Here is a 10,979-nt window from a genome sequence, read left to right on the forward strand (position 1 = left end):
ACTCATTGGGTCCACTCGTCGAGGATGTATTGGACGTGCGGGGCTTTGAAGCAGCCGGTGACGATGTGGGGCTGGCGCTGTCGGCGGTGGAAGAACCTGTGGGTTTCAGTGGTGAGTTCGGCCCGGTTTCTGGCCCGCTGGGTGTGGGGCAGGCTGCGTTTGAGGTCGGCGTTGACCAGCTCGTCCGGGTTCAGCTCGGGTGAGTACGAGGGCAGGAAGTGCAGTTCGATCTCGTCCTGGTGGTCGGCGAGCCAGGCTCGGACGGCTTTCGAGCGGTGGGCCGAGTGCCGGTCGACGACCAGGTGGACCTTGTGGTCGAAGTGTCCGACGAGCCGGGCGAGGAAGTGGCACATGACCTTCGCGTCGAATGACTCGGTGAAGACCATGAAGTGCATCCGGCCGCGGGTGCTGATCGCGGACATCGCGTTTACGGAGAACCGGTTCCCGGTGCGGCGGACGACCGGCGTCCGCCCCTGCGCACCCCAGGTGCGGCCGGTGACCTGGTCCGAGCGGATGCCGACCTGGTCGGCGAAGAGGACTTCACCGTTCTCTGCCTTCGCCCTGGCCCGGATGGCCGGCCAGGTCTCCTCGTGCCAGAGACGGACCGCTTCCGGATCCTGCTCGACGGCCCGTTTGTCTGGACGTTGGAAGGTCAGGCCCCAGCGTTTGAGGTACTTGCCCACGCCGGGCTCGGTGAAGCGGACTCGGTACAGCTTGAAGATCAGCTCGCCTGTCTGCCCGCGTGTCCACAGCTGACCGGAAAGCCCCAGGTCGCAAGGGGTATGATCGAGCACGGCCTGCCGGACGGCGGCCTGCTCGGCCTCGGACAGGACCTGGTGTTCCCCCGCGCGACGACCTCGGGTGCGGGACAGCAGTGCGTCCCGCCCACCGGCCTGCCACTTGGCCCACCAGTTGTCCACCGCCCCGGCCGACACCTTGAACAGAGCGGCGACCTCTACACGGTCCCGGCCCTCCACCAGCGCGGACACCGCAAGCAACCGCACAGCCTCCTGCGCGTCCGGCGACCACGTCCGCGCATCCCCCAACAGATCACTCACACACCGTCAACGAGCCTGAACCCAAAGCGTTTCGGATCAATACGTGCTCGTGAACGATGAGAACCAGCATTCGCCGTGGCCCACCTTCGCGGAGGTTCCCAAGGGCTGGTCCGTCGTGTTCGGCGAAGACGGCCGCCAGGCGTGCCTCGACCACGTTGAGAAGAACTGGACGGACATGAGGCCCGCCAGCCTCATACGGGAGATGGAGGGCCTGGAGTCGGACTCGGTCGGCTCGGCCGGTGCCGCCGCCTGACGCGCTTTCTCTCGTACGCAATACCAGCGGGTGCCCCGGATGTTGGCCGGGGCACCCGCTCCTTTCCTGGGCTCAGTGCACGTCCCGGCGCATCGGCACGAGCACCGCGGCGATCGCCGCGACCAGGGCGTAACCGGTGAGCAGGAGCCCACCGCCCACGGGCGAGAGCAGTGACACCGGACTGGTCGCCAACTGGTCGGCCAGGGTGTCGGCGATGTACGTGAAACCGGTCAGCGAGGCGGTGGCGCCACCGGGCAGCAGCGGATCCGGACGACTCGGCGGACGGAGGTCAGCGGAACGGCCAGTGCGCTGCGGCGCAGCCAAGTCTGTTCGCGCCCGCTGAACTCGACCACGAGATCGGCGCCGGAGATCTTCATCAGGGGCATGGGGTTCATCCCTCCCTCGGGGGCCGGGTCCGTCCGTCGGGGGAAGAGCGCGGTTCCGCCGCCATGAGCATCTGTTCTAGTAGATGTATATCAGATAGAGTAGGCATGTGCATCTCGTACTCGACCTCGACAGTGAGGTACCGATCTACCAACAGATCCGGGACCGGGTGGTGGAAGCCATCGCGGAAGGCGCGCTGGCGCCCGGTGCCGGTCTCCCGTCCACCAGACAGTTGGCCGTCGACCTGACGATCAACTTCCACACCGTGAACAAGGCCTACGACCTGCTCCGGCGTGAGGGGATCATCCGCATCAACCGCAAGAGCGGCGCGTCGATCCGCCCGGACGTCAAGGAACCGTCCACGGACGATCTGCGCACCGGAGTCGACTGGGACCGGCGCATGTACACGCTCCTCGCGGAGCTGGACGTGCGCGGCATCCCGAAGGAGGAGGTGATGGCGTATGTCGAAGCGACACTCGGCGGCTTCCCCGGCAAGGAGGGCGGCGGCTAGGCCGTCTCCTCGCACGGTCACCCGCCGTGCGGAGCCCGGCGCTTCCCCGAGCTCTCGGCCCCGCGCGTGCGGGGGAGCCCCGCTCGCCCGCCGCGTTCTCGGAGTCGTCCGCAAGCGCCCGGTACGAGGACGATCCTCCGCCGCGCGACCGCATGCGCCGGACGCCGCGCAGTCCGGCCCGCGGCCGAACGCCGCCGGTGGGAGGGCACGGCCCGGCGGAGTGTTACCGCCGGCCCGCCCAGCGGGCGACCGGGGCACCGTCGTCCAGGCCCGGCGGCAGCCAGGGCGCCCGCAGCAGGGCCGCACCGAGCGGTGTGAGGGTGTGGATGGCCGACGTGTGCGTACGCGTCGTGGACACCAGTCCCGCCCGGCGCAGCACGCTCGCGTGCTGGCTCGCGGAACCGGGCGTCACGCCCACGCACCGCGCCAGTTCGCTCGTCGTCAGGCTCACCGTAAGCGCCTGGAGGACGGCCGCCCGCGTGCTGCCCACCAGGGTCCCCAGCGGCTGACGCTCGCCCGTCCCGCCGGCCCGCGGCGTGTCGCCGACCGCCCACGCCCCGGACCGCCCGGCGCCACGGTCCGTCTCCCCCCCACAGGAAGGCCGCCGTCGAGGCCGCGGTACGCGCCCGATGGACCAGGATCGGGGCATGGCCCGGCGTCCGCTCGTCGAAGAACAGCCGAGGCGGCCCCGTCAGGAACAACGACGGCGCCAGCAGCAGCCCGCTGCCCGACAGCCTTACCTCGCGGGGCCGTTCGCTCGGCACGCTCAGCACCGACGGACGCCAGCGGAAACCCGTCGGCCCGGCCTCGGCGAACAGCGCCTCGACACCGCCGGCCGTCATCGCCTGCCCCCGCGCCTCGCACTCCCGCTCCAGACGACTGCGGATCCGCGGCCAGTAGGGCTGCGCCGCCGACTGGGCGAACACCCTGAGCGCCACCGCCAGCCGATGGTTCGCCAGCATTCCGAGCCCCACCGCCGCGCCCGGCCCGTCGTAGGGATGCTCCATCCACGCCATGACGCGGCCCGTCGGGGAGCGGACCACCGACATCAGCTCCGGGGACTCGGCGAGCGCCTCCGCCATCCGCGACAGCAACGGAAGGTGTCCGCTGTGCCGACTGTCCGGCCGGAACACCACCGTCCCGCACCACTCCGCGAACACGTCCTCGAACCCGTCGCGCCCGCGGGCGCCCGTGCCCTGGCCCACGCCCAGCGAAGCGAGGGCGAAAAGAGACTCCGCCGCCGGGCCGACGGTCTTCAACAGCCGGACGTTCATCACGTCCTCGAACGTGAAACGAATGGTGAGTCTGCTGCCCGCCGGCCGCGCTGGATTCCCATGCGCGGTACCGCCGTGATCCTCCTCGCGCATGCGGCACATCATGCCGGACGGGCATCCGGAAACTCCGGGAAACGTCCGCCGCACAGGGCGCCGGAGCAGCCGTCACCTGCGAGTTTCTTCAAGGCTCAAAGGTGGTTCCCGGGTGGACGGTCCGCGCGGCATCCTGGAATGTCGTGCAGTGTGCCGACGCGACGAAGTCCCGCCCCATCGGGCATTCCTGAAACATGAAATGAGTGAACGCCGTGCTGTCCAACGCACTTTTCAACCTCGGCACTCTCGCGACCGTCTGCGTCGCGTTGGTCATGGCTCCCAGTCCGCTTCTCAACTCCCCGTCCGTCCCGTTCGGCGTCCGCGTGCCTCCGGACAAGGCGAACGCGCCCGAAGTCGCCGCGCAGCGAAGGCGATACCGCACCCTGCTCCTCGCCGCGACGGCGGTGGTCGCGGTCCTCGCGCTCGTGGCCAGCGCGACGCTCGACGGCCCCGCCGTCGGAGCCATCGGCGGCAGCCTGCTGCTCACCGTCGTCGCCATCGCCCTGTGGAGCCGTGCACACCGGGCCGTCACCGACGCCAAGCAACAGGGCGGCTGGTACGAGCAGACCCGGCAGGGCGCCGTCACCGACACCTCGCTGCGCACCGACCCCGTCCGCTTCCCCTGGCCGTGGGCGATCCCCGCGTTCGCCGTCGTCGCCGTCACCGCCCTCGTCGGAGCCCTCGTCTACCCGGACCTCCCCGTCCAGATGACGCTGCCCCAGAAGTCGGCCGCGGGCACCGTCTACCGCGAGTACCCGACCACCTTCTGGACCGCGTTCGCCCTGGTCCTCGCACAGATCCTCGTCACCGCCTCCATGGCCGGCACCGTCGCCGGAATCCTGCGCGCCCGCGCCGACCTGGACGTCAGCCGACCCAGGACCAGCGCCGCCCGGTACCGCCGCTACCTCACCAGCATGTCCCGCTCCGTGCTCGGCATGGCCGCCCTGCTCAACCTGATGCTGTTCGGCCTGTCCGGGATGATGTGGAGCGACAACCGCTCCCAGGTCCTGATGGCGTTCGTCGTCGGGGTCCCCGTTCTGGCCGTCCTCGGCATCACCGCCCACCTGGTCCTCCGCGTCGGACCCGGCGGCAGCCGCCTCCCCGCCGACATCGACGAACCCGCCAGCGGACTCGTGCCCCGCGACGACGACCGTTTCTGGCATGCCGCCGGGATGGTCTACGTCAACACCGACGACCTCGCGATCATGGTCCCCCGCCGGGTCGGCTTCGGCTGGACCGTCAACCTCGGCAACCTCCGCTTCCTCGTCGTCACCGCGATCCTGGTGGCCGCAGGTATCGGGGTCGCCGTGGCCGTCGGCGTGTGAACCGCGCGCCCCGCGCACCCGCACCTTTCCGTAGGGCCGGCTCCGGACGTATGGAGCCGGCCCTGCGTGCTGCACGTTTTCACCGCACTCGAAGAAGATTGCGAGTGGTGGGGGCGGCGGGAGAGTCTGAGCACCGACAAGTGCGGCACGGCCGAATCGCCCTGCCGCCCGCCGCCTTTGCCGACACCACGCTCACGCGACGCATCGTCGCGCTCTCCGTTTCCGATGGTGGCCGGTTTCCCGTCAGCGGTGGAGAGCGGCCCGCTGCTACGGGCCCTGTATGCCGACCGTGGGCCCGGCCGGGCACCCTGGCTGACGCTCACCGCGCACCACCTGGTCGTCGACGGCGTGTCCTGGCGGATTCTGCTCGACGATCTGGAGGCCGGCTACGCAGGGGTGGCGGCCGGCGAACCGGTCGAGCCGCGCCCCCGGACCTCGTCGGTGCGGCAGTGGACGCGCCGCCTGGAACGGCACGTCGCGGAAGGCGGGTTCGACGCGGAGCTGGACCACTGGCGGGCGGCCGACGACGCGGCACGCGAGGCCGCGGGCTCCCTGCCGGTGGACCGTCCGGACGACACCGGGGCGGAGCTGGACGCGGTGGCGGTCACGCTGAGCGCCGAGCGGACCCATGCGCTGCTGCACTCCGCGCCCGGCCGCTACCGCACCCGGATCGACGACCTGCTCCTCGCCGGGCTCGGCCGGGTCCTGACGGACTGGACCGGCCGGGAGAACCAGGTCGTGGCGTTGGAGAGCCACGGCCGGGAGAGTCTCTTCGAGGACATCGACCTGTCGGGCACGATCGGATGGTTCACGGCCCTGCACCCGGTGGCGCTGCACACTCCGGCCGGGGCCGGCTGGGCGGAGACCGTCCGGGCGGAGACCGTCCGGGCGGTCAAGCGCAGGCTGCGGGCGGTCCCGCACCACGGGGTCGGGTACGGCGCACTGCGCCGGCTGGGCGAGGGCCTGCTCCCGGCCGCGCCGCATCCGCAGATCAGTTTCAACTACCTGGGCCGGTTCGACATGGCGGGCGGCGACGGCGGGCCGGGCCGGCCCGCGGGTACGGCCGGCCCGCGGGTACGGGCGGCGCCGAGGGTGCGGCCGGCCTGCTCCGCCGCGAACTGGACGTGATCGGGCGCGACTTCGACCTCCGTGAGGCCAGGCCGCATCTGATCGATGTCGGCGCGCTGGTGCAGGGCGGCCGGATGACCGTCAGCTGGTCGTACTCCTCGGCGCAGTACGCGCGGGGCACCATCACCACCCTGGCGGACGCCTACGCGCGGGCGCTGGGGGAGCTCGCCGAGGGGAGGTGAGGTGAACGGTTGCCGATGACGCGACCGGCGGTCGGTGACCGCGGAAAGGGGGCCGGGCGCTCGGCGCTCGGCCCCCTCCCCGGCGTGCCGGAACAACGTGGTCGTACCCTGCAAGTGATCAACCCGTCACCGGACGCAGGAGACCAGTTGTACCCCTCGGACGTTCCCCCGGCCGGCTACTTCGAGCGCATAGGCGAGCGGATCTACCGGCCCACTGTGCACGCCGGTGGTGCCTGGCGGTCGGACGAGCAGCACTTCAGCCCGCTCGGCGGACTCGTCGTCCACGCCATCGACCGCTTTCTGGCCGAGCGCGGAAGCACGGGGCAGGAACTGCACCTGAGCCGCATCAGCTACGACATCCTCGGCCGTATCGCTGTCGAGGACACCGAGATCCACGTGGAGACGATCCGCCCCGGCCGCACCATCGAACTGGTCGAGGCGACCGTGGTCATCGCCGGACGGCCCACGGTGCGCGCCCGCGCCTGGCTGCTCGCGGCGGGCGACACCGCTTCGGTGGCCGGCGGCGAGGCCGAGGCGCTGCCCCACCCCGACGGGCTGGCCTCGTGGCCGATGTCCTCGCTCTGGCCCGGCGGGTTCATCGAATCGCTCGACGCCCGCGCCGTCGACCCGCCGCAGCCCGGTCGGGCCAGGGCCTGGGTGTCGACCGGCACGCCCCTGGTGGCCGGTGAGACGGCGAGCCCGCTGGCGTCGTATGTGGGGCTGGTCGACACCGCGAACGGCGTCGCGGTACGCCAGCCGCCCGGCAAGTGGATGTTCCCGAACGTGGACCTGACCATCCACCTGTACCGCCAGCCGCGCGGCGGCTGGGTCGGCCTGGACACCTCCGTCACCTTCGGCACCAGCGGGCACGGACTCACCAGCACCGTCCTCCACGATGTGCACGGCCCCATCGGACGGGCGGAGCAGATACTGACCGTGAGGCCGTTGGAGACTTCCTGACGCGCCGCTTCGACGCCACGGCACCAGGCCGTGCCGTCACACGGGCGTCCGCTGCGCGACGCCCGGCACTTCCCCAAGCTCTCGGCTCCGCTCGGGCGGGGGAGCCCCCACGGCTCGCCGTGTTGTCGGAGCCGTCCGCGCACGTCCAGTACGAGGACGATGCTCCGCCTTGCGATGCACCGCATCCGGCGCCGCGTGCTGGTCCACCACGGATTACGGGACAGCCCTCAGGTGGCCCCGTGAGGGGCGGCCCCGGCGGCCAGCAATGCGGCGACCGTGTCCGGGTACGGCCCGTTCCGCGCCCACTCGAGCGGGGAGCGGCCCGTACCCTGGTCCTCGCGGAGGTCGGGATCGGCGCCGTGGGCGAGGAGTTCGCGTACTACTTCGGTAAGACCCCAGCACGCTGCCGCGCACAGCGCAGTGCCCTCCGTGAGGTAGCCGCTCTCCTCGTCGGGCGGCGCTCCGGCCAGGAGCAGACGACGGACGATGTCGGCGTGGCCGCCTATGGCGGCCGCGTACAGGGGAGTTGTTCCGTCTGCGTTGGCCGCGTCCGGACGGGCTCCCCGGCGCAGGAGCGCGTCCACCTCGGCCACGTCTCCGAAGGTTGCGGCGGTGACGAGCCCTCTCGACAGCTTCTTCTGCTTTCTGCGGTTCATGACCGAAAAGGTTAAGAGCCGTCCCGTCGTCCCGGGCGGGCGGGTGGTCCGACGACTGCGGCACCTTGCCGCGCCGTCGGGGCCCGGGGCCGGGCGGGCCTGCGGGACGGCGGGAACGCTTTGAGGCCGGTCCCGTTCCGTTGACGGCGGTCAGCCGTACGAGAGGTCGGAGCAGGGGTTGTCGTCGGCGGAGCGCGCCTCCTCGGCCACCTGGGCGGGAACGTCCGTCGACGGGGGCGAGGCGGAGGCATCCGGCCTGTCCGCGTAGTCGCGGCCGAGCAGGACGGTGATGCCCGGCGTCGCCACCGGGGCGAGTTCCGCACCCGGGAAGAGCCGGGCCGCCTTCCCTGCCCGCTCCTCCTCGCCCGGCCCGTACCTGATCACCGTCGTCGCCTGGTCGCGGACGGCGGAGGTCGTGGCGTCGGTGACGGTGAAACTGTGCTCCCTCAGCACCTCGGCGGCCCGGGCGGCGAGGCCGGTCACGGTCGTGCCGTTGTGCACGGCCACCGAGACACCGGCGCCTGAGACGCGCGCCTCGGAGCCGGTGGCACCGCCACCGGAGTCCGATGCGCCGGCTCCCGCTGACGGAGAGGCCGCCGTCCCGCCCTTCCGCTCGCCTCCGGCGTCCTTCCCGTCGAGGGTGCGATCGGCCCGCAGTGCCGCCCAGAGGGCGTCGGCGTCGGGGTGGACGATCGCCACACGCGCTCCCTGGTACTTCCAGGGCACGGTCACGAACTTGGTGTTGTGGAGGTCGATGTCCTTCATCGACATCGCGAAGGCGACGAGTTTGTCGGCGGAGCCGAGCCCGGGATCGACGGTCATCGAGTTGGTGGCCGCGTCCGCCAGGGGCAGCAGCTTGGAAGGGGTCAGCCCGTCGCTCTTGATCTGCTTCAACAGGCTTGCCATGAAGGCCTGTTGGCGTTTTATGCGGCCAATGTCCGAGCCGTCCCCGATGCCGTGACGGATACGCACGTAATCGAGCGCGCGCTGACCGGAGACCTTCTGCGGGCCCTTGGCGAAGATCTTTTTGCCGCGCGTGGACCGATTGGGGTTGAGGTCGCGCTGGTAGACGTCCTGGGGCAGGCAGACCTGGACGCCGCCCACGGCCTCCGTCATCGCCGCGAAGCCCTTGAAATCGACGACGATGGTGTGGTCGACGCGCAGCCCGGTCAGTTTCTCGACGGTGTTCTGGGTGCAGGCGGGATTTCCCTTGGGCGTCTCGCCCACCGAGTAGGCCGCGTTGAACATGGCGCCGGACTGCGGCTTCGACCAGGTGCCGTCCGGGAGTTTGCAGGGCGGGATGTCGACCAGGGTGTCACGGGGGATCGAGACGGCGACGGCGTGCTTCTGATCCGCGTACGTGTGCAGCAGGAACGCGGTGTCGGAACGGCCGACATCGTTCGCGTCCCCACCGCCGAGTGCGCTGTTGCCGCTGGTCCGGGCGTCCGAGCCGATCACCAGGACGTTCGACCCTTTGGTGGAGGCGGGCGGCCGGTCGTCGGACACCCCGTCCGCGCTGAAGGTGTTGATGCTGCCGTTGAGCCGCGTATAGACCCATCCGGCGCCGGCCGTCCCCAGGACGAGCAGGGACACGGCGGCCGCGAGGAGCGTGCGGCCCCGGCCTCGCCTGCGCCGCCGACCTCGCGCCGTCGTCGCGCGCGCACGGCGCCGGGAAGCCTGGCGGCTGTCTGTCATGCGTCCACCCCATCGGTTCCGGCCACGGGAAGGGGACGGCCGATCCCGCCCCTATGGTTGTACAGTTGCGCAATGTAGCAAGTGTGTCCGACTGGATGGCTCCCGGCATGGGTCATCAGGAAGAGAGTGGGGTGGCGGAATGTTGCGCAACGCTTTGGAGCCCTGGCATCTGCTGATCGTGGTGCTGGTGATCATCGTGGTGTTCGGGTCGAAGAAGCTGCCCGACAGCGCGCGGGCACTGGGCAAGTCGCTCCGCATCCTGAAGAGCGAGACCAGGGCCATGAAGGAGGAGGACGCGCCCTCGCCCGCTTCGTCGGGGACGGCGGCAGCGCCGGGGGCGTCTGCGCCGTCCGGCTCGGGCGGCCCCGAGGGGCCCGCGTCGCTGACCATCCGGTCGGCGCCGGGCGACAGCGACTCGGCGCGCCCGGTCGCGGAGAAGGGCACCGAAACCCGCTGACGCGTGTGGTGCCGGAGCGGCCACGGGCGGTGCGCGACACCGCGCACTGCCGAGGCGTCCGGTGCCTGGTCCGGGATCACGGCGGGTGGCGTTCGTGCGAACGTGCCTGCCGCTCGGGCGTTTCAAAAAATTGCGTATTTTTTGAACTATCGTGAGTCCGGCACCCGTCGGGCGGATTTCTGACGCTTCGGCGGACACATCGTCGGCCCGCCTCGAAGGAGAGCAGAAGTGTTGGGCGTCAGTCTCGCCAAGGGTCAGAACGTCGTCCTGAACCAGGACGGCACACCGCTCGCCGATGTCACCGTGGGCCTGGGCTGGGACGCGCATCCGGCCGGTGGCACGGACTTCGATCTCGACGCGTCCGCGATCATCTGCGGGCCGGACCAGAAGGTCGTCTCCGACCAGCACTTCGTCTTCTACAACAACCTGGCCAGCCCGGACGGGGCGGTGCGGCACACCGGCGACAACGTGACCGGTGAGGGCGAGGGCGACGACGAGCAGCTTCTCATCGACCTCGACCGGCTCGGCGAGGACATCAAGCAGATCGTCTTCGCCGTCTCCATCCACGACGCGCAGAGCCGCGGGCAGAATTTCGGGCAGGTCGAGGACGCCTACATTCGTGTGGTCGACAACCTCACCGGCCGCGAGATGTGCCGTTACGAACTGTCCTACGACGCCGCCGGTGAGACGGCGATGGTCTTCGGTGCCGTGTACCGCCGGGGCGCGGAATGGAAGTTCCGGGCGATCGGCCAGGGGTACGCGTCCGGCCTGGCCGGCATCGCCGTCGACTACGGCGTGGACATCGCCTGACCGCACCCCGCCGCCCGCGCGTGTCCCGTTGCCCGCGCGGGCGCTGTCACTCGCGCGTGTCGGGGAGGCCCGGCCCGCTGTAGTCCGGCCCGCTGAAGTCGGGGCTGGTGTAGTCGGGTCGGTTGTGGTCCGGTTTGTTGGCGTCTTGCGTGTTGTGGCCGGGTCCGTCGAAGCCGGGGCTGCTGTAGTGCGG

General features: G+C 70.9%; 13 protein-coding genes. 8 read left to right on the forward strand and 5 right to left on the reverse strand.

Annotated features, from left to right (window positions below):
- Positions 1 to 2: 2 nt before the first annotated feature.
- Positions 3 to 1,004, reverse strand: coding sequence for an IS630 family transposase (locus ACIHCL_RS12000; RefSeq protein ID WP_399860162.1), 1,002 nt, complete (start codon positions 1,002 to 1,004; stop codon positions 3 to 5).
- 97 nt (positions 1,005 to 1,101) lie between these two features.
- Between ACIHCL_RS12000 and ACIHCL_RS12005 the strand changes: the two genes are divergently transcribed.
- On the forward strand, positions 1,102 to 1,311 hold the full coding sequence (locus tag ACIHCL_RS12005; RefSeq protein WP_399860164.1) for an MbtH family protein: 210 nt from the start codon (positions 1,102 to 1,104) through the stop codon (positions 1,309 to 1,311).
- A 72-nt stretch (positions 1,312 to 1,383) separates the two neighbouring features.
- On the opposite strand, the gene ACIHCL_RS12010 is transcribed toward ACIHCL_RS12005, so the two are convergent.
- Complete coding sequence (locus tag ACIHCL_RS12010) at positions 1,384 to 1,635, reverse strand: hypothetical protein (protein ID WP_399860167.1); 252 nt, start codon at positions 1,633 to 1,635, stop codon at positions 1,384 to 1,386.
- A gap of 169 nt (positions 1,636 to 1,804) precedes the next feature.
- On the opposite strand from ACIHCL_RS12010, the gene ACIHCL_RS12015 reads away from it, so the two are divergent.
- Positions 1,805 to 2,206, forward strand: coding sequence for a GntR family transcriptional regulator (locus ACIHCL_RS12015; RefSeq protein WP_399860169.1), 402 nt, complete (start codon positions 1,805 to 1,807; stop codon positions 2,204 to 2,206).
- 223 nt (positions 2,207 to 2,429) lie between these two features.
- On the opposite strand, the gene ACIHCL_RS12020 is transcribed toward ACIHCL_RS12015, so the two are convergent.
- Entirely contained in the window at positions 2,430 to 2,855 is a 426-nt protein-coding gene (locus ACIHCL_RS12020) for a winged helix-turn-helix domain-containing protein (RefSeq protein WP_399860171.1), read from the reverse strand.
- A gap of 921 nt (positions 2,856 to 3,776) precedes the next feature.
- Here ACIHCL_RS12020 and ACIHCL_RS12025 point away from each other — a divergent pair.
- The 4 genes from ACIHCL_RS12025 to ACIHCL_RS12040 all read left to right on the forward strand — a co-directional run bounded on the left by ACIHCL_RS12025 (position 3,777) and on the right by ACIHCL_RS12040 (position 7,168).
- Positions 3,777 to 4,898, forward strand: a complete 1,122-nt coding sequence (locus ACIHCL_RS12025) for a DUF1648 domain-containing protein (RefSeq protein WP_399860174.1) — start codon at positions 3,777 to 3,779, stop codon at positions 4,896 to 4,898.
- A 249-nt stretch (positions 4,899 to 5,147) separates the two neighbouring features.
- Positions 5,148 to 6,026 carry a condensation domain-containing protein gene (locus tag ACIHCL_RS12030; protein WP_399860176.1) on the forward strand — a complete coding sequence of 293 codons (879 nt, stop codon included), beginning with the start codon at positions 5,148 to 5,150 and terminating at the stop codon, positions 6,024 to 6,026.
- On the forward strand, positions 6,023 to 6,208 hold the full coding sequence (locus ACIHCL_RS12035; protein ID WP_399860178.1) for a hypothetical protein: 186 nt from the start codon (positions 6,023 to 6,025) through the stop codon (positions 6,206 to 6,208). Before ACIHCL_RS12030 ends, ACIHCL_RS12035 begins: the two co-directional genes overlap by 4 nt.
- Before the next feature lie 147 nt (positions 6,209 to 6,355).
- Entirely contained in the window at positions 6,356 to 7,168 is an 813-nt protein-coding gene (locus ACIHCL_RS12040) for a thioesterase family protein (protein ID WP_399860181.1), read from the forward strand.
- 227 nt (positions 7,169 to 7,395) lie between these two features.
- Here ACIHCL_RS12040 and ACIHCL_RS12045 read toward each other — a convergent pair whose 3' ends face one another.
- Entirely contained in the window at positions 7,396 to 7,824 is a 429-nt protein-coding gene (locus tag ACIHCL_RS12045) for an ankyrin repeat domain-containing protein (protein WP_399860184.1), read from the reverse strand.
- Positions 7,825 to 7,974: 150 nt separating this feature from the next.
- Positions 7,975 to 9,519 (reverse strand): LCP family protein, encoded by a 1,545-nt coding sequence (locus tag ACIHCL_RS12050; RefSeq protein WP_399860187.1) that lies wholly within the window; start codon positions 9,517 to 9,519, stop codon positions 7,975 to 7,977.
- 139 nt (positions 9,520 to 9,658) lie between these two features.
- Between ACIHCL_RS12050 and tatA the strand changes: the two genes are divergently transcribed.
- Together tatA and ACIHCL_RS12060 are read left to right on the forward strand one after the other, a co-directional pair.
- Positions 9,659 to 9,976, forward strand: a complete 318-nt coding sequence (gene tatA / locus ACIHCL_RS12055) for a Sec-independent protein translocase subunit TatA (RefSeq protein ID WP_399860190.1) — start codon at positions 9,659 to 9,661, stop codon at positions 9,974 to 9,976.
- Positions 9,977 to 10,207: 231 nt separating this feature from the next.
- Entirely contained in the window at positions 10,208 to 10,786 is a 579-nt protein-coding gene (locus tag ACIHCL_RS12060; RefSeq protein WP_399860555.1) for a TerD family protein, read from the forward strand.
- Positions 10,787 to 10,979: the final 193 nt, after the last annotated feature.

It is taken from the genome of Streptomyces sp. NPDC052042 (assembly GCF_044548345.1).
Taxonomy (GTDB): Bacteria; Actinomycetota; Actinomycetes; order Streptomycetales; family Streptomycetaceae; genus Streptomyces.

What these genes read in the sequence shown, in the direction of transcription:
- ACIHCL_RS12020 (WP_399860171.1), bottom strand. Translation starts at nt 2,855, where the DNA reads ATGCCCCGATCCTGGTCCATCGGGCGCGTACCGCGGCCTCGACGGCGG.
- ACIHCL_RS12045 (WP_399860184.1), bottom strand. Translation starts at nt 7,824, where the DNA reads ATGAACCGCAGAAAGCAGAAGAAGCTGTCGAGAGGGCTCGTCACCGCC.
- ACIHCL_RS12050 (WP_399860187.1), bottom strand. Translation starts at nt 9,519, where the DNA reads ATGACAGACAGCCGCCAGGCTTCCCGGCGCCGTGCGCGCGCGACGACG.
- tatA (WP_399860190.1), top strand. Translation starts at nt 9,659, where the DNA reads ATGTTGCGCAACGCTTTGGAGCCCTGGCATCTGCTGATCGTGGTGCTG.